This window comes from Roseateles sp., assembly GCF_047654785.1.
In the GTDB taxonomy this organism is placed as follows: domain Bacteria; phylum Pseudomonadota; class Gammaproteobacteria; order Burkholderiales; family Burkholderiaceae_C; genus Pelomonas.
On record NZ_JASGKQ010000002.1, the window covers coordinates 574,785 to 592,427 of the forward strand.

General features: G+C 74.7%; 10 protein-coding genes. 7 read left to right on the forward strand and 3 right to left on the reverse strand.

The window, feature by feature from the left end; all coding sequences use genetic code 11:
- Positions 1-42 precede the first annotated feature (42 nt).
- The 5 genes from QM788_RS07115 to gshA all read left to right on the forward strand — a co-directional run bounded on the left by QM788_RS07115 (position 43) and on the right by gshA (position 9,205).
- Positions 43-1,737: an ABC transporter ATP-binding protein gene (locus QM788_RS07115; protein WP_415660786.1), complete on the forward strand. Its 1,695-nt coding sequence runs from the start codon at positions 43-45 to the stop codon at positions 1,735-1,737.
- A 131-nt stretch (positions 1,738-1,868) separates the two neighbouring features.
- Positions 1,869-3,968 (forward strand): diguanylate cyclase, encoded by a 2,100-nt coding sequence (locus QM788_RS07120; RefSeq protein WP_415660787.1) that lies wholly within the window; start codon positions 1,869-1,871, stop codon positions 3,966-3,968.
- On the forward strand, positions 3,965-6,004 hold the full coding sequence (locus QM788_RS07125) for a diguanylate cyclase (protein ID WP_415660788.1): 2,040 nt from the start codon (positions 3,965-3,967) through the stop codon (positions 6,002-6,004). The genes QM788_RS07120 and QM788_RS07125 overlap by 4 nt, the downstream gene beginning before the upstream one ends.
- The gene (locus QM788_RS07130; RefSeq protein ID WP_415660789.1) at positions 6,001-7,665 is read left to right on the forward strand and encodes a SulP family inorganic anion transporter; all 1,665 of its coding nucleotides are present in this window, start codon (positions 6,001-6,003) and stop codon (positions 7,663-7,665) included. Before QM788_RS07125 ends, QM788_RS07130 begins: the two co-directional genes overlap by 4 nt.
- 46 nt (positions 7,666-7,711) lie before the next feature.
- The gene (gene gshA / locus QM788_RS07135) at positions 7,712-9,205 is read left to right on the forward strand and encodes a glutamate--cysteine ligase (protein ID WP_415660790.1); all 1,494 of its coding nucleotides are present in this window, start codon (positions 7,712-7,714) and stop codon (positions 9,203-9,205) included.
- Here the strand turns inward: gshA and QM788_RS07140 are convergent.
- Positions 9,202-11,376 carry a putative bifunctional diguanylate cyclase/phosphodiesterase gene (locus QM788_RS07140; protein WP_415660791.1) on the reverse strand — a complete coding sequence of 725 codons (2,175 nt, stop codon included), beginning with the start codon at positions 11,374-11,376 and terminating at the stop codon, positions 9,202-9,204. The genes gshA and QM788_RS07140 overlap by 4 nt on opposite strands.
- 118 nt (positions 11,377-11,494) lie before the next feature.
- On the opposite strand from QM788_RS07140, the gene QM788_RS07145 reads away from it, so the two are divergent.
- On the forward strand, positions 11,495-12,187 hold the full coding sequence (locus tag QM788_RS07145) for a UPF0149 family protein (protein ID WP_415660792.1): 693 nt from the start codon (positions 11,495-11,497) through the stop codon (positions 12,185-12,187).
- Here QM788_RS07145 and QM788_RS07150 read toward each other — a convergent pair.
- Positions 12,111-13,388, reverse strand: coding sequence for an Hsp70 family protein (locus QM788_RS07150; RefSeq protein WP_415660793.1), 1,278 nt, complete (start codon positions 13,386-13,388; stop codon positions 12,111-12,113). The genes QM788_RS07145 and QM788_RS07150 overlap by 77 nt on opposite strands.
- A gap of 83 nt (positions 13,389-13,471) precedes the next feature.
- Here QM788_RS07150 and prsT point away from each other — a divergent pair, with 83 nt between their 5' ends.
- Complete coding sequence (prsT, locus tag QM788_RS07155) at positions 13,472-16,258, forward strand: XrtA/PEP-CTERM system TPR-repeat protein PrsT (RefSeq protein ID WP_415660794.1); 2,787 nt, start codon at positions 13,472-13,474, stop codon at positions 16,256-16,258.
- On the opposite strand, the gene QM788_RS07160 is transcribed toward prsT, so the two are convergent.
- Complete coding sequence (locus tag QM788_RS07160; protein ID WP_415660795.1) at positions 16,259-17,533, reverse strand: D-amino acid dehydrogenase; 1,275 nt, start codon at positions 17,531-17,533, stop codon at positions 16,259-16,261. It abuts the gene before it with no gap.
- Positions 17,534-17,643: the final 110 nt, after the last annotated feature.

The following is a 17,643-nucleotide window of genomic DNA, read 5'->3' on the forward strand; positions in this document are numbered from 1 at the left end:
CTCCCGCCTGGCGGGACAGCGCGTAGCGCGAAGGGTGCACCCATGAATGCGTTGTTGAGCATCCAGGACCTGAAGGTCGCCTTCCGCATGGGCAAGGAGGGCGGCGTCATGCGGCGCCAGCTCGCCGTCAAGGGCGTCAGCTTCGACGTGCCGGAGAACAGCACGGTGGCGCTGGTCGGCGAGTCCGGTTCGGGCAAGAGCGTGACGGCCATGTCCGTGCTCAACCTGCTGCCCAGCAATGCCGAGCGCGAAGGCCGCATCCTGTTCCAGGGCCGCGACCTGCTGCAAACCTCGTTGCGCGAGCTGCAGGCCTTGCGCGGCAAGGACATCGCCTGCGTGTTCCAGGACCCGATGAGTTCGCTGAACCCGGTCTTCGACGTCGCCACGCAGATCTGCGAGCCGTTGATGAAGCACATGGGCCTGTCCCGCCGCCAGGCGCTCGCGCGGGCGGAGGAACTGCTGCACGAGGTCGGCATCCCCGAGCCGAAGCGGCGGCTCGCGGCCTATCCGCACGAGATGTCCGGCGGCCAGCAGCAGCGCGTGATGATCGCCGTCGCGCTGGCCTGCGGCCCCAAGCTGCTGATCGCCGACGAGCCCACCACCGCGCTGGACGTGACCATCCAGCGCCAGGTCATGGAGCTGCTGGCCAAGCTCAAGCAGAGCCACAGGATGAGCCTGCTGTTCATCTCGCACGACCTGGGCGTCGTCGGCGAGATCTCGGACCACGTCGTCGTCATGCGCCACGGCCAGGTGCGCGAGAACGCGCCGGTCGCGCGCATCTTCAACGACCCGCAGGACGCCTACACCAAGGCGCTGCTGGCCTGCCGGCCCTCGCTGACCGAGAACCCGGCGCGGTTGATGGTCATCGACGACCACATCGCCGGCCGCGCCGCAGCAGCCGCGGCCGAGGCCAAGGACGACAGCGCGCCCGTCATCATGGAAGTCACCGGCCTGCGCAAGAGCTTCTGGCTCAAGGACGGCCTGTTCGGCAAGCGCGAGTTCCAGGCCGTCAAGGGCGTCAGCTTCAAGCTGCGCAAGGGGCACACGCTGGGCGTCGTCGGCGAGTCCGGCTCGGGCAAGACGACGATGGGCCTCGCGCTGCTGCGCCTGCACGAGCAGACATCGGGAACCCTGGGCGGCCAGGTGCTGTTCGACGGCCGCGACCTCTTGAAGATGAGCGGCGCCGACTGGCAGCAGATGCGCCGCCGCATCCAGGTCGTGTTCCAGAACCCCTATGCCTCGCTGAACCCGCGCTTCACGATCGGCCAGACGCTGCGCGAGCCGATGGAGATCCACGGCATCGGCCGGGACACGGCCGAGCGCGAGGCGCACGCCGTCGCGCTGCTGGAAAAGGTGGGCCTGGACGCGGGCGCGATGGACAAATACCCGCACGAGTTCAGCGGCGGCCAGCGCCAGCGCATCGCCATCGCGCGCTGCCTGACGCTGAGACCCGAGGTGCTGGTGCTGGACGAGGCCGTGTCGGCGCTGGACGTGTCGGTGCAGGCCCAGGTGCTCAATCTGCTGAAGGACCTGCAGGACGAGTTCGGCCTGAGCTACATCTTCATCAGCCACGACCTGGCCGTCGTCAAGTTCATCTCGGACGAGGTGCTGGTCATGCAGAACGGCGATGTCGTCGAGCAGGCCGCCACGGCCGAGCTGATCGCCGCGCCGCGCCAGGACTACACGCGCCGGCTGCTCGGCGCCGTGCCGCGCGGCTACCTGGGCCGCAGCGGCTGACGGGGCGCCGGCATGCCCGCTGGAACAGGGGTTCGCGTGCAATTTCAACGCTCTGCGGCGCGGCGGCCCGGGTGGCCGCGCCGAACCGCGCTGAAATGACCGGCGCGGGCCCAGGATCTCCCGCCGCCGCGATGCACCCCTTTCTGGCTTCAAGAACGACGCTTTGCGCCGCGCTGTCGGCGCTGGCGCTGGTGTGCGCCTGCGCGCCCGGCGGCGAGGCGCAGCCGCCCCCGTCCACCGGCGCCGCCGCCGTGGACGAGGCGCTGCAGCGCGACCTGGAGCGCATCGAGCGCGCCGCCCGCGCCAAGCCGCAGCAGTACGAGCGGGAACTGCGCGAGCGCGGCGCCGCGCTGCCGGCCGGCAGCCCGGCCCGGCTGCAGGTGCTGGCGCTGCGCGGCCAGCTCTCGGCGCTGGCGCGCGACCGCGTCACCAACGACCAGATCGTCCAGGCGCTGAGCGACTGGCCCGCCGGCCCGCAGCGCGCCGACGCCGTGGTGGCCGCCACCAACGTCGGCGCCGAATACCTGCGCCAGCACGGCGACCTGCGCGAGGCGCGCAAGCTGCTGCTGGCCCTGAGCCCGGACCAGGTCGCCGCCGCCGGCCTGACCTACCGCTGGCGCTACCACGGCCTGCTCGCGTCCGTCAGCAGCGATGCCGGCGAGCTGGACGCCGCGATGACCGAGAGCCACCGCGCCAAGCGCCTGGCCGAGCAGATCGGCCAGCCCTGGCGCCTGGCGCTGTCGCTCGCGGACCTGGCCTTCACCACCTTCCGCGCCGACACGCCGGCCCGGGCGCGCCAGATCGCCGCCCAGGCGCTGGCCGAGGCGCAGAGGGACCCCGACCCGATGACGCTCAACCAGGTCCACACGGTGCGCGGCATCGTCCACGTGGACGACAGCGACTCCGGCATCCTGCAGCAGGCCTACGCCGACGCGCTGGAGCAGGCCACGCTGGCCGGTGCCGAGGCGGTGCGCGCGCTGGGCCTGGGCAACTACGCCGACTACCACCTGCGCCAGGGCCAGCCGGCGCGCGCGCTGCAGCTGGCCGAGCAGGCGCTGCCGCTGGCCCGCGCGGCGCGCAGCAGCAGCGCCGAGAGCCTGGCCCGCATCAACATCGGCCTGGCCAAGATCGCGCTGGGCCGCGTCGCCGAGGGCCGCGAGGACGTGCGCAGCGGCATCCTGCTGGACGAGCAGCAGGGCGCGCTGTCCTACGCCTCCGACACCTGGAAGGAGCTGTCCGGCTACCTGGAGCGCGCCGGCGACCTGGGCGGCGCCGTCGGCGCCTGGCGCGAGCACCGCCGCCTGGCGGACCGCGTGCTGCGCGACGAGACCCGCAAGCTGCTGCTGGAGGCCCAGGAGCGCCAGGACGCCGAGCAGCGCGCCCGCGACATCGAGCTGCTCAACCGCGACAACGCGCTCAAGGCCGAGCAGGTGCAGCAGCGCAACCTCGCGCTGTCGCTGTGGGCCGCTTTGGGCGGCTGCGTGGTGGTGTCGCTGGGGCTGCTGTACCAGGCCTTCCGCCGCGTGCGCCGCACCAACGAGCAGCTGGCGCACAGCAATGCGTCGCTGAAGCGCCAGAGCGAGACCGACCCGCTGACCGGCCTGGCCAACCGCCGCCACTTCCAGGCCGCCATCCGCAGCCTGTCCGGCGGCGAGGGCCTGGCCGCCAGCGTGTTCCTGGTCGACGTGGACCACTTCAAGCGCATCAACGACGGCTTCGGCCATGCGGCCGGCGACGCCGTGCTCGTCGAGCTGGCCCGCCGGCTGCGCGAGGCCGTGCGCGACGACGACCTGATCGTCCGCTGGGGCGGCGAGGAATTCCTCATCGTCGCCCGCGCCCGCGCGACCATGTCCGCGCCGCAGCTCGCCCAGCGCCTGCTCGACCTCGTCGGCGGCCAGCCCGTGGCGTTCGAGGGCCGCGGGATCGCCGTCACCGCCTCCATCGGTTTCGTCAGCCTGCCGCTGGCGCCGCACGGCGTCTACCTGTGCTGGGAGCGGGCCATCGACCTGGTCGACACCGTCATGTACATCGCCAAGGCCCATGGCCGCAACAAGGCCTACGGCGTGGAGCGGCTGGACGCGCACGACGCCGCCGAGGCGGCCGCCCTGGCCACGCGCCTGGAGGCCGCGTGGGGCGAAGGCCGTGTCGGGCTGACGGTGCTCGGCGGCCCCGCGCTGCCGGCCGACTCCCGCTACGCCCTGGACGACGGCCCCCGGCCGGCCGGCGCATGAGGCCCGTGCGCACGCTCGCGCTGGCCCTGCTGCTGGCTGCCGCCGCCGCCCGGGCCGCGGTGCCGGACGTGGCGGCCGAGGAGGCGCTGCTGCAGCAGATCACACGGCGCGCCAGCGACGCCCCCGAGGGCATGCTCGCCGAGCTGGAGCGCCGCTGGCCCGCCCAGGCCGGGCCCGGCCAGCCGCGCGAGCCGGCCTGGCTGCTGGCGCGCGGCAAGGTGCTGCTGGCCGGCGGCCAGGCCGAGGCCGCCGAGGCCGTGGCCACGCAGCTGATGGCCCGCCCGGACGGCGCCGACTTCGGCTGGCTGCTGCGTGCGCTGATCCAGGAGCGCGCGGGCAAGCCCGCCATCGCGCTCGCCGCGCGCGCGCTCGCCGGCATGGAGGCGCGCTGCCCCAGGGGCGACGAGGCGCGCGCCGTGCGCGAGCTGGGCTGCGACTTCCGCAACGCCTGGGAGGCGCTGCGCCTGACGCAGCGCGAGCAGGCGGCCCAGGGCACCGTCGTCGACGCCGAGGCCAGCGTGCGCCGCGCGCTGGCGCTGGCCCGGGCCGGCGGGGACCGCTACCTCACCGCCCTCAGCCTCGGGCAGCTGGCGCTGCTGCTGCAGGCGCAGGAACAGCTGGACGCGGCCCGCGACCACATCCGCGCGGCCCTGGCCGAGGCCCAGGGCGACCTGCTGGCCAGCGCGCGGGTGCGCAACTTCGAGGCCGGCGTCGAGCGCCGCGCGCGCGACGTCGGCGCCTCGCGCAGCGCGCTGGAGGCCGCGCTGGCGCTGGCGGAGCGGGCCGACGCGCCGCGCCTGGCCGCGCAGCTGCGCAGCAACCTCGTCGACGCCTACATGCACCTGGGGATGCTGAAGGAGGCGCTCGCCACCGGCCAGCGCGCGCTGCCGGTGATGCAGCACTTCCAGGACCGCAACTACGAGCGCGGCCTGCGCCACAACCTGGCGGTCACCCACATCAAGCTGCGCCAGTTCGACGCCGCGCGCCAGGAGCTGGCCCGGGTCGCCGAGCTGGACATCGACCCCTCCCTGCTGGTGCCGCGCGCCCGCGCGCTGCGCGAGCTGGCCGAGACCTGGGCCGAGGCCGGCCAGTACAAGGAGGCGCTGGCCGCCTTCCACGAGGAGCGCGAGCTGACCGCGCGCAGCAACGAGCGCAACCGCGCCGCCGCGCTGCAGGAGCTGCGCCGCAAGTACGACAGCGCCGCCCGCCAGCGCGACCTGGACCTGCTGGCCCGCGACGGCCAGCTCAAGGACCAGCAGCTGGAGAACCGCCGGCTGGCGCAGAAGGTGGGCGTGGCGGTGGGCGCGCTGCTGCTGCTGTCCATCGCGCTGGTGGGCGTCACGCTGCTGCGCATGCGCCGCGCGCAGGCGCGGCTGACGGCCAACCAGAGCCGGCTGCGCGCGCAGAGCGAGCGCGACCCGCTGACCGACCTGTCCAACCGCCGCCACTTCCTGGCCGTCATGGAGCAGCGCGCGCGCGAGAACCGCGCCGATGGCTTCCACGGCGCGCTGATGATGGTCGACATCGACCACTTCAAGAACGTCAACGACGAGCACGGCCATGCGTCGGGCGACGCGGTCATCGTCGAGGTGGGCCGCCGCATCCGCGCCGCGGTGCGCGACAGTGACCTGGTCGTGCGCTGGGGCGGCGAGGAGTTCCTCGTCTTCGCGCCCGACACGCCGGGCGCCGACCTGGTGCAGATGGCCGAGCGCATCCTGCGCGGCATCGGCGGCGAGCCCGTCGCGACGCCCGACGGCCCGCTGCGCGTCACCGCCTCCCTCGGCTTCGCCAGCTTCCCGCTGGGCGGGCGGGCCGGCGGCCCGGTGCTGCGCCTGCACTGGGAGCAGGCCGTCAACTGGGCCGACATGGTGCTCTACAAGGCCAAGGCCGAGGGCCGCAACCGTGCCGTCGGCATCACCGCCGTCGAGGCGCCCGACGCCGCCGCGCTGGGCACCATCCTGCAGGACTTCGACGCCGCCTGCCTCGGCGGCCAGGTCACGCTGACGGTGCTGGACGGCCCCGCGCCGCTGACATGAAACCCGCCACCTGGCGCGCCGACCTGGTGGCCGGCGCCGTCGTCGCCGTGCTGCTGATCCCGCAGAGCCTGGCCTACGCGATGCTGGCCGGCCTGCCCGCGCAGGTGGGGCTGTACGCCAGCCTGCTGCCGCTGCTGGCCTACGCGGCGCTGGGCTCCAGCCCGGTGCTGGGCCTGGGGCCGGTGGCGGTGCTGGCGCTGATGATCGCGCAGGCGCTGGCCGGCCTGCCGGCCAGCGTCGGCGCCGAGGCCGGCGCGCTGGTGCTGGCCGCCGAGGTGGGGCTGCTGCTGGCGGCCGCCGCGCTGCTGCGGCTGGATGCGCTGGCCAGCCTGCTCTCGGTGCCGGCGCTGCGCGGCTTCGAGAACGGCGCCACGCTGATGATCGCGGCCAGCCAGCTGCCGGTGCTGCTGGGCAGCGCGGCGGCGGGCTTCACGCTGCCGGACCTGGCCGCCTCCGCGCTGCACGGCGGCTGGGGGCTGCGCAGCGCGGCCTGGGGCGCGGCGGCCGTGGCGCTGCTGCTGCTGGCGCGCCGGGCGGGCTCGCGGCTGCTGATGCGGCTGGCGCCGCTGGCGCTGCTGGTGGCGGCGATGGCGCTGTCGGCGCTGACGCCCGCGGGCCGGGGCGTGGCGCAGGTGGGCGCGCTGCCGGCGCTGTCGCTGCCGCTGGGCCTGCCGCCGCTGCAGGGCGCGCTGTGGTGGCAGTTGCTGCCCAGCGCGGCGCTGGTGGCGCTGATGGCCTTCGTGTCCAGCCTGGCGGTGTCGGAGTCGCTGGCGCAGCGCCGCGGCGAGAAGCTGCTGCCCGCGGCCGAGCTGCGCGGCCTGGCGGCGGCCAACCTGGTGGCGTCGCTCACCGGCGGCATGCCGGTGGCGGGCAGCTTCTCGCGCAGCATCCTGCTGCACGAGGCCGGCGCGCACAGCCGCTGGGCGCTGGTGTTCGTCGCCGTCTTCATGGCGCTGGCCATGGCGCTGCTGGCCGGGCCGCTGGCCCACCTGCCCAAGCCGGTGCTGGCGGCCACCATCGTCGTGGCGGTGCTGGGCGGCTTCTCGCTGCAGCCCTACCGGGAGGCCTGGCGCTACGCGCCGGCCGAGGGGCTGCTGATGGCGGCCGTGTCGGTCACGGTGCTGGCCTGGAGCGTCGGCGCCGCGCTGGCGCTGGGCGTGGCGGGCTCGGTGGCGCTGCTGATCCAGCGCACCGCGCGGCCGCACGTGGCGCGCATCGGCCGGGTGCCGGGCACGCATCACTTCCGCAACGTGGAGCGCTTCGCGGTGGAGTGCCGGCCCGAGGTGGTGGGGCTGCGCATCGACGAGAGCCTGGTGTTCACCAACGCGCGCGGCCTGGCCGACGTGGTGCTGGCCCATGTGCGCGAGCACCGCGCGCAGGTCGGCGCGCCGCAGCGGGTGCTGCTGCTGATGGCGCCGGTGAACCACATCGACGTCTCCGGCCTGGTGGCGCTGCAGGAGCTGCACGCGGCGCTGGCCGCCGAGGGGCTGCGGCTGGAGTTCTCCGAGGTGAAAGGCCCCGTGCTGGACCGCCTGCGCGCCGTGGGCTGGCTGGAGCGCCACGACGTGTCGCTCTACCTCAGCCACCACGAGGGCATCCAGGCCGGCGAGCAGGCGCTGCGGCCCAGCCAGGCCGACCTGGACGCGCCGGGGCAGCTTTAGCGCGCATCTGCTACCGTTCCGGCCCGATTCGCGGTCCCCGGACGCCATGAACAACGAAGAGACCTTGCGCGGCATCCGCCGTGGCATCGAGAAGGAAAGCCTGCGCGCCCTGCCGGACGGCGGCCTGGCGCTGACGCCGCACCCCGCCGCGCTGGGGTCGGCGCTGACGCATCCGCACATCACCACCGACTACAGCGAGTCCCAGCTGGAGCTGATCACCGGCGTCCACGCCGGGGTGGACGGGGTGCTGGGCGAGCTGACCGAGATCCACCAGGCGGTCTACCGCGCGCTGGGCGACGAGCGCCTGTGGGCCAGCTCCATGCCCTGCGGGCTGCCGGCCGACGAGACCATCCCCATCGGCCGCTACGGCCACAGCAACGTGGGCCGCGCCAAGAGCGTCTACCGCATGGGCCTGGGCCAGCGCTACGGCCGGCGCATGCAGACCATCTCGGGCATCCACTACAACTGGTCGCTGCCCGGCGTGGGCACCGACGGCTACCTGGCCGCCATCCGCAACTTCCGCCGCGAGGGCTGGCTGCTGCTCTACCTGTTCGGCGCCAGCCCGGCGCTGTGCGAGAGCTTCGTCGCCGGCCGCGAGCACGGGCTGCAGCGGCTGTCCGGCCGCACGCTGTACCAGCCGCACGCCACCTCGCTGCGCATGGGCCCGCTGGGCTACCAGAGCGACGCGCAGGCCCGCATCGCCGTCAGCTACAACTGCCTGGAGAGCTATGCCGCCTCGCTGCAGGACGCGCTGGCCACGCCCTACCCGGCGTACGAGGCCATCGGCGTGCAGACGCCCGGCGGCGACTACAACCAGCTCTCGACCAGCCTGCTGCAGATCGAGAACGAGTTCTACGGCACCATCCGCGCCAAGCGCGTGATCCGCCCCGGCGAGCGGCCGCTGCACGCGCTGCGCGAGCGCGGCGTGGAGTACATCGAGGTGCGGCTGATGGACCTGGACCCGTTCGAGCCCGTGGGCATCGGCGCCGACGCCATCCGCGTGCTCGATGCCTTCCTGCTGCATTGCCTGCACGGCGACAGCCCCGCCGACACGCCCGCCGAGATCGCCGCCAACGCGCGCAACCAGCACCGCGTCGCCGCGCGCGGCCGCGAGCCCGGCCTGGTGCTGGAGCACTGGCGGCGCGGCGAACTGCCGCTGGCGGACTGGGCCGGCGAGATCCTGGCCGGCTGCGCGGTGCAGGCCGCCGCGCTGGACGCCGCGCACGGCGGCAGCGCCTACCGCGACGCGCTCGCCCGCGTCGGCCGCCGGCTGGCCGAGCCGGCGCTGTGCCCGTCGGCCCGCGTGCTGGCGGCCATGGCGCGGGACTTCCACGACAGCCACGTCGCCTTCATCCGCCACCGCAGCGACGCCGCCCGCGCCGCGCTGCTGGCGCTGCCCTTCCCCGACGCGCTGCAGCGCCGCTTCGAGCGGCTGGCCGCCGACTCGCGCGCCGAGCAGGCCCGCATCGAGGCGGCGGACACGCTGCCGTTCGAGGAGTTCCGGCGCCACTACGTCGCGCCGGAGCGCATGGCGGTCTAGCCAGGCCCGTCGGGCAGCTCGCCGTACAGCGACGCGCTGAAGCGCAGCCCGCCGCCGCCCGGCGCCTGGTGCTCCAGCGCCCAGCGGGTCAATTCGTCGGCCGGCATGGGCCGCGCGAACAGGAAGCCCTGCAGCTTGTCGCAGTGCTTGCCGCGCAGCACGGCGGCCTGGCCTTCGGTTTCCACCCCTTCGGCCACCACGCTCAGGCTCAGCGCGTGGGCCAGCTCGATGACGGCGTTGACGATGGCGCGCGCGTCGGCGCTGGTCTCCAGGTCCTGCACGAAGCTGCGGTCGATCTTCAGCTGCGACACCGGCAGCCGGCGCAAATAGGCCAGGCTGGAATAGCCGGTGCCGAAGTCGTCGATGGACAGCGCCAGGCCCAGGTCGGCCAGGCGGCGCAGCGTGCGCTCGGTGGCGGCGGCGTCGTCCATCGCGACGGACTCGGTGATCTCGCAGGTGAGCTGCCGCGGATCGACGCCGTGCTCGGCCAGCGCCTGCTCGAAGCGGCGCACCAGCGCGTCCGGCTGGCGCAGCTGCTGCACCGAGAGGTTGATGGCCACGCGCATCTGCAGCCCGGCGTCGCGCCAGGCGGCGATCTGCCGGCAGGACTCGGCGATCACCCAGTCGCCCAGCGGCATGATGAGCCCGAAGCGTTCCGCCACCGGGATGAGCACGCCCGGGCTGACGCCGCCGCGCTGCGGGTGCTGCCAGCGCAGCAGCGCCTCGACGCCGTTGACCTCGGTGTCGTCGCCGTCGCGGGTGGCGACCTTGGGCTGGTAGTGCAGCGCCAGCCGGCCGCCGCCGGACTCGCCGGCCAGCGCGGCGCGCAGGTCGCGCGCCAGCTCCACCTGCTCGCGCACGCCGGCCTGCATGTGGGCCTCGAAGAACGCGAAGCCGTTGCCGCCCGCGCGCTTGACCGACTGCGCCGCCGAGTCCGACTGCGCCACCAGCGTCTCGCCGGGCGCCTGGCCGTCGTACAGCGCGATGCCGATGGACGCCGACAGCCGCAGCGGCTGGCTGCCCGCGCCGGGCACGTCGCGCAGGGGCAAGGCCAGCGCGTCCAGCAGGCGCTGCGCCACCTGCGCCAGCGTGGCCTCGGCCGCGTCGCCCTCGATCAGCAGCACGAACTCGTCCGCGCCGAGCCGGGCCAGCGTGTCGTGGCCGCGCGCCAGCGCCTGCAGCCGCCGCGCGGTCTCGCGCAGCACGTGGTCGCCGGCGGTCAGGCCGAAGCTGTCGTTGATGGGCTTGAAACCGTCGAGGTTGACCGTCAGCAGCGCCAGCCGCACGGCCCCGCGCCGGCCGCGCGCCGCGGCGTGCTGCAGGCGGTCGTCCAGCAACTGGCGGTTGGCCAGGCCGGTCAGCGGATCGCGCAGCGCGCGCGCCTGCAGCTCCGCGGTGGCGGCGGTCAGCGAGGTCTGCAGCCGGTTGTTGTGGCGCTGGGCGCGGGCGTCCATGGCCGAGGTCAGCAGCGTCAGCAGCAGCAGCGCGCCGGTGGCGCCGGCTACCAGGTGGCCGAGCCGGTCGCCGCGCAGCCCGTCCGTGCTGACACAGATGGAAGCCGCGTCCAGGCCCGCCGCCGCCATGCCGGTGTAGTGCATGCCCGCCACCGCCGCGCCCATGACGAGGGCGGCCGCCACCTGGCCCCACTGCGCCCAGCCGGCCGCGAGCCGGCGCAGCCAGAAGAAGATGCACAGCGCCGCGGCCGAGGCGCCGGTGGCGATGGCCGCCGACGCGGCCACCAGCCCCCAGTGCCAGCGGATGCCGGGCGACAGCACCAGCGCCGCCATGCCGATGTAGTGCATGGCGCAGATGCCCACGCCCATGCTGATCGCGCCGGTCGCCAGCCGCGCCAGGGTCAGCCGGTTGTTGGCGGCGATGCGCAGCGCCACGCCGGACACGGCCACGGCGGCCACCCAGCTCAGCAGCGTGGTGGAGGCGTCGTAGCCGGTGGCGAAGGGCAGCCGCAGCGCCAGCATGCCGAGGAAGTGCATGGCCCAGATGCCGGTGCCCATGGACAGCGAGCCGGCGATCCACCAGGCGCGGGCCACGGCCAGGTCCGGCGTGCGCACGCGCTGCGCGAGGTCCAGCGCGACATAGGACGCGAAGGCGGCGGTGAGGTAGGAGAGCACGACCACCGCAGGGTCGAAGCTCAGCGCGAGGGTGGCGGGCATGGCGGCGAGTATGAAAGCGCCGCCACGCGCCCCGCGCCCCGCCGCCCGCGCCGGCCGTGAAGGGTTGACGCCACAGGCCAAAAAAGGACGGCCCAGGCCCGCTGCCGATAATCCGGCCATGCCCGCTCCCACGCCCCACGCCGCCGAAACCCTGTCCGAAGCCGAGCTGGAGCGCCTGCAGGCGCTGCTCGACGCGCTGCCCGCGCCGCTGCAGCCGCTGGACGTGAGCATGCTGGACGGCTACCTGTGCGGCGTGCTGCTGCAGCCTCAGGCGGTGCTGCTGGCCGCGTGGCTGCCGCCGCTGCTGGACAGCGAGGGCCGGCCGACGCCGGCGCGCGTCGACGACGAGCTGCTGGCGCTGCTGCGCCGCCGGCACAAGGAACTGAACCTGGCCATCACCGGCCGGCAGTGGTTCGACCCGTGGGTCTTCGAGCTCGACGACGAGGCCGGGCCGAGCGACGCGGTGCTGCCCTGGGTGGCCGGCTTCGCGCATGCGCTGGACGCGCATCCGGCGCTGCTGCAGCTGCCCGAGGAGCCGCTGCTGGAGCCGCTGGCCGCGATCTACCTGCACCTGGACCCGGACGACCTGGAAGACGCCGACGCGCTGCTGGAGGAGATCGAGTCGCTGGAGCCGCCGGCCGATCTCGAAGAAGCCGTGGAAGGCCTCGTCAGCGCGGTGCTGATGCTGGCGGACGTGTCGCGGCCGCTGCGGGCCGAGCCCGGCCGTGGCGGCCTCAGCGGTCCGCGGCGAACAGGCGCTGCGCGTGCAGCCCCAGCCCGGCCGCGACCGAGGCAAAGCGGTCGCCGCTGACGCGCGCCGCGGCCGGGAAGCCGGCGGCCATGCCGTCCACCAGCAGCCGCAGCCCGGTCGAGCCGCCGGTGAAGTACAGCGCGTCCACCTGATCGGCCGTCAGCCCCGCCAGCGCCACCGTCTCGTGCGCGGTGGCGATGATGCGGTCCAGGTCGGCGCGCAGCGCGGCCACGGCGGTCCGCTCGCCCAGCGGCAGCAGCAGGCCGGGCTCCACGTGGCCCAGGTCCACCGTGGTGTCGGCGCCGCCGGAGATGGCGATCTTGGCGCCCTCGGCGCGCGCGGCCAGGTCGTGGCCCAGGCGCTCGTCCAGCACCGTCATCAGCCGCGCGTGCTGGCGCGCGTCGCCGAACCAGCCCTTCATGCCGCGCCACTCGGCCACGCGCAGCGGCGCGTAGCAGGTGTTGATGAGGTGCCAGGTGGCCAGGTCGAAGTAGAGGCCGCTGGGCACCTCGCGCCCGCTCGGGCCGAGGGCGCGGTAGCCGAAGGCCTGCAGCATGCCGGCGAGTTCGATGTGGCGGTCGAAGTCGGTGCCGGCGACGTGCAGGCCGTGGCTGGCCAGGATGTCGTCGCGCCGCGCCAGCCGGCGCATGCGCTCCGGGCCGACGCGGACGACGGAGAAGTCGCTGGTGCCGCCGCCGATGTCGGCCACCAGCACCAACTGCTCGCGGCTGGCCTGCTGCTCGAAGTCGAACGCCGCGGCGATCGGTTCGTACTGGAAATGCACCTCGTCGAAGCCGGCCGCCCGGGCGCAGGCCGCCAGCTGCGCCTGCGCGGCGGCGTCGCGCGCGGGGTCGCCGTCGACGAAGCTCACCGGCCGGCCCAGCACCGCGCGCGTGGGCTCGCCGGCCAGGCGGCGCAAGCGCTTCAGGTAGCCGGCGACGATGTCCGCGTAGCGCGCGCCGCGGCCGCCGCCGACGTCGGTGGTCTGGTCGATCAGCGCCGAGCCGAGGATGCTCTTCATGGAGCGCATCAGCCGGCCGTCGTGGCCGTCCACGTAGGCGGCCACGGCGGCGCGGCCGAAGGCGCGCGGCGGGCCGTCGGCGTCGTGCGGCCCTTCCGCGAAGTAGAAGACGGCCGTGGGCATGGTGCGCTGGCCGGGCTCCAGCTCGATGAGGCGCATCGCACCGTCCGGCCCCGGCACGGCCACGGCGGAGTTGGAGGTGCCGAAATCGATGGCGCAGAAACCGGGCGGATTGCTCATGGCGTGGCGGCGGCGCGGGGGCCGGTCCTGACAAGGGGCGCGGATTCTAGGAACACAATCGCCGGCCCGTTCCCGGAGAGACGATGAAACCGCGCCATTTCGCCCTGATCCTGCTGGCCGCCGCCCTGGCCGGCTGCAGCCAACGCACGGAGCAGGACCTGCTCGCCGCCGCCCAGAAGCGCCTGGCGGAGAAGGACAACGCGGGCGCCGTCATCGAGCTGAAGAACCTGCTGCAGCAAAGCCCCGACAACGCCGTCGCCCGGCAGCTGCTGGGCCAGTCGCTGCTGGAGGCGGGCGACCTGGCCGGCGCCGAGATCGAGCTGCGCCGCGCCTGGGAGCTGGGCGCGCCGCGCGACGCGCTGGCGCCGCTGCTGGCGCAGGCGCTGCTGTACTCCGGCCAGTCGCGCAAGCTGATCACCGAGTTCGCGGACCAGAGCCTGGCCGACCCGCAGGCCGGCGCCACGCTGCAGCAGCACCTGGCGCTGGCCTACCTCGCGCAAGGCAACCTGCCTGAGGCCAAGGCCGCCGCCAGCCGCGCGCTGCAGCTGGCGCCGCAGTCCGACGCGGCCGCCATCGCCGGCGCGCGCGTCAAGCTGGCCAGCCGGCTTCCCGACGAGGCGCTGGCCATGCTGGACCAGGTGCTGCAGCGCAGCCCGCAGTCCGCCCCGGCGCTGCTGCTGAAGGCCGAGGTGCTGCTGGCGCGCGGCAAGGCCGAGGAGGCCGAGCCGCTGCTGGCGCAGGCGGTGGCGGCCGACCCGGGCGGCTACGACGCCCGCTCGCTGCTGGTGCGCCTGGCCTTCGCCCGCCAGCAGGTGGACGCCGCCGCCAAGCTCGTCGACGACATGCCGCCCGCCGCGGCCAAGAAGCCGCAGGGCCGCTTCCTGCAGGCACAGGTGGCGCTGGCCCGCGGCGACGCCGCCAAGGCCAGCGAGCTGGCGCTGCCGCTGCTCAAGCTGATGCCCAGCTACCTGCCGCTGCTGCGCCTGGCGGCCGGCGCGCACCAGCAGCTCGGCGAGCTGGCCGACGCCGAGAACCTGTTGGGCCAGGCGCTCAAGCTCGCGCCGGACGACCCCGCGCTGCGCCGCCAGTCCGCCGGCCTGCAGCTGCAGCGCCACCAGCCGGCCAAGACGCTGGAGACGCTGCGCCCCGTGCTGGACAGCGGCCGCGCCGACGCCGAGACGCTGATGCTGGCCGGCCGGGCGCAGCTGATGCAGGGCGACTTCGAGGCCGCCGACCAGGCCTTCGGCGCGGCGGCCCGGCTGCGCCCGGACGACGCCAAGACCCAGGCCGCGCTGGCGCTGGCGGCCATCGCGCGCGACGGCGCCACGCCCGGCGGCGCCGCGCGGGCCAAGGCCGACGCGGCGATCGTCCAGCTGCGCGAGCTCGCCGCCAAGGACGGCGGCGGCAACTACGACCTGATGCTGGTCAACGCGCTGATGCGCCGCCAGGACTTCCCCGCCGCGCTGGCGGCGCTGGACAGGCTCGCGCCCAAGATGAAGGGCAGCCCCGTGCCCGACGCGCTGCGCGGCCGCATCCTGCTCGTGCGCAAGGACGCGGCCGGCGCGCAGGCCGCGTTCGACGCCGCGCTCAAGGCCGACCCCGGCTACCTGCCCGCCGCACTGGGCCGGGTGTCGCTGGACCTGCAGGCCGGCCGCGGCGACGCCGCCGTCAAGCGGCTGGAAAGCTTCATCGCCGAGCACAAGAGCGCGCCGCAGGCCCGCCTGGCGCTGGCCGAGCTGCTGGTGCAGACCCGGGCGCCCGCCGAGCGCGTCACCGAGGTGCTGGCCGCCGCCGTGCGCGAGGAGCCCACCGAGCCGGCGCTGCGCCTGGCGCTGATCGACCACCGGCTGCGCCTGGGCGACGCGGCCGCCGCCGCGCAGGCGGCGCAGGAGGCCACCGCCGCGCTGCCGCTCAACCCCGACCTGCTGGAGCGCCTGGCGCGCACCCAGCTCGCCGCCGGCGACCGCGCCCAGGCCGGCAAGACCTACACGCAGCTCACCACGCTGGCGCCGCAGCGCGCCGCCGGCTGGCTCGGGCTGGCGCAGCTGCGCTTCATGGACAAGGACGACGCCGGCGCCGAGCGCGAGGTGAAGCGCGCGCTGGAGGCCGAGCCGGGCGCGGCGGTGGCGCAGCGGCTGCTGATCCAGCTCGCGCTGCGCCAGGGCCGCACCGACGAGGCGCTGGCCGCGCTGCACGAGCGCCAGAAGCAGCATCCGCAGGAGGCCTTCGCGTTCGTCGCCGAGGCCGAGGTCGAGATGGGCCGCAAGAATCCGGATGCCGCCATCGCGCTGCTGCGCAAGGCCACCACGCTGCGCGTGCCGGGCGACGCCGCGCCACGCCTGCTGGCGGCGCTGCTGGCGCACCGGAAGCGCGACGAGGCGCTGGCCTTCGAGGCGCAATGGCGGCAGGCGCATCCGCAGGACAGCGCCTTCGCCGCCGCCGCCGCCGACCTGCTGCTGACCCGCGGCGACCTGGACGGCGCGCTGGCCCGCTACGAGGCGCTGCTCCAGCGCAACCCCGACGCCGTCCCGCTCATCAACAACGTCGCCTGGCTGCGCAGCAAGCAGGGCAAGCCCGGCGCGCGCGAGCTGGCCGAGCGCGGCCTGGCGCTGAAGGCGGAGGACGCGGCGCTGCGCGACACCTACGCCACCGTGCTGGCCAACGAGAAGCAGTTCGGCCGCGCCGTCAGCCTGCAGCGCCAGCTCGTCGCCGAGCAGCCCGAGCAGCCGGCCTACCGCCTGAACCTGGCGCGCATCCTGATCCAGTCCGGCGACAAGGCCGCCGCCCGCTTGGAGCTGGACGGCCTGGCCAGGCTGGGCGCGAAGTTCCCGCAGCAGCGGGACGTGGAGGCGCTGCTGAAGACGCTGTGATCAGGCGTTGTAGAAGCCGAAGCGCATGCCGGGCCGGCGGCCGGCGATGAGCTCGGCCAGCGCGCGGCCCGAGCCGGCGCCGTGCGTCCAGCCCAGCGTGCCGTGGCCGGCGTTGATCCACAGGTTGCGCGCCTGGCTGCTGCGGCCGATGTAGGGGATGTTGGTCGGCGTGCTGGGGCGCAGGCCGGCCCAGTAGTTGGGTTCGCGGGTGTCGGCGACGCCGGGGAACAACTCCTCGTAGCGCCTGACCAGCGCCGCGCAGCGCACCCGGGCGGTGGGCGAGTCGAGGTTCAGGTCGAAGCCCGACAGCTCGGCCGTGCCGGCGATGCGGATGTGGTCGCCCAGGCGCGAGATGGCGATCTTGCGGCTGTCGTCCAGCAGGCTGACGACGCTGGCCGCCTCGGGCTTCTTCAGCCGCAGCGTGGCCGAGTAGCCCTTGGCGGGGTAGATGGCGAGGTGCTCGCCCAGCGGCTTCACCAGCGCGGGGGTGTACGAACCCATCGCGGCGACGAAGGCGTCGGCAGCCAGCGTCCTGCGCTCGCCGGTGCGGGTGTGGGCGATGTGCGCGGCGGCGATGCCGTCGCCCGCGCGCTGCAGCGCCAGGATGTCGTGCTCGTACAGGAACTGCGCGCCGCGCTCGGCGCAGCGCCGCGCGAGCTGCTGCGTGAAGACCTTGGCGTCGCCGCTCTCGTCGCTGGGCGTGAAGGTGCCGCCGGCCACCTGGGCGCCGAAGCCGGCCAGCGCCGGCTCGATCTTCAGCACCTCCTCGCGGCTGAGCACGCGGCGGTCCACGCCGTGGCGGCGCATGATCTCCGCGCCGGCCGCGCCGTTGTCGTAGTCCGCCTGGCTGGAGAAGAAGTGCAGGATGCCGCGCTCCAGCCGGCAGTACTCGATGCCGGTGCGCGCGACCAGTTCCTTCAGCGACTCGTGCGAGTAGCGGCCCAGCTGCACCAGCGCCTCCACGTTGCGCTCGAACGCGGCAGTGGTGCACTGCGTCAGGAAGGACAGGCCCCAGCGCCACTGGTTGGGGTCCAGGCGCGGGCGGAACAGCAGCGGCGAGTCGTCGCGCAGCAGCCACTTGGCCACCTTGAACGGCGCGCCCGCGTTCGCCCAGGGCTCGCAGAAGCTGACCGAGATCTGCGCGCCGTTGGCGAAGCTGGTTTCCAGCGCCGCGTCGGGCTGGCGGTCGACGACGATGACCTCGTGGCCCTCGTCCAGCAGGTACCAGGCGGTGGCGATGCCGATGATGCCGGCGCCGAGAACGACGATCTTCATGGGGGGCTCGTGAGCGGGTGGAGCGGGCGGTTGCATGCCCAGGCGGGGCGTGCGCATCGGCGGATTCTCCGCAGCCGCCGCCCATTCAAGAAGCGGGATTCATATTTCTC

What these genes read in the sequence shown, in the direction of transcription:
- QM788_RS07115 (WP_415660786.1), top strand. Translation starts at nt 43, where the DNA reads ATGAATGCGTTGTTGAGCATCCAGGACCTGAAGGTCGCCTTCCGCATG.
- QM788_RS07150 (WP_415660793.1), bottom strand. Translation starts at nt 13,388, where the DNA reads ATGAGCAATCCGCCCGGTTTCTGCGCCATCGATTTCGGCACCTCCAAC.
- QM788_RS07130 (WP_415660789.1), top strand. Translation starts at nt 6,001, where the DNA reads ATGAAACCCGCCACCTGGCGCGCCGACCTGGTGGCCGGCGCCGTCGTC.
- QM788_RS07160 (WP_415660795.1), bottom strand. Translation starts at nt 17,533, where the DNA reads ATGAAGATCGTCGTTCTCGGCGCCGGCATCATCGGCATCGCCACCGCC.
- QM788_RS07140 (WP_415660791.1), bottom strand. Translation starts at nt 11,376, where the DNA reads ATGCCCGCCACCCTCGCGCTGAGCTTCGACCCTGCGGTGGTCGTGCTC.
- QM788_RS07145 (WP_415660792.1), top strand. Translation starts at nt 11,495, where the DNA reads ATGCCCGCTCCCACGCCCCACGCCGCCGAAACCCTGTCCGAAGCCGAG.
- QM788_RS07125 (WP_415660788.1), top strand. Translation starts at nt 3,965, where the DNA reads ATGAGGCCCGTGCGCACGCTCGCGCTGGCCCTGCTGCTGGCTGCCGCC.
- gshA (WP_415660790.1), top strand. Translation starts at nt 7,712, where the DNA reads ATGAACAACGAAGAGACCTTGCGCGGCATCCGCCGTGGCATCGAGAAG.
- prsT (WP_415660794.1), top strand. Translation starts at nt 13,472, where the DNA reads ATGAAACCGCGCCATTTCGCCCTGATCCTGCTGGCCGCCGCCCTGGCC.
- QM788_RS07120 (WP_415660787.1), top strand. Translation starts at nt 1,869, where the DNA reads ATGCACCCCTTTCTGGCTTCAAGAACGACGCTTTGCGCCGCGCTGTCG.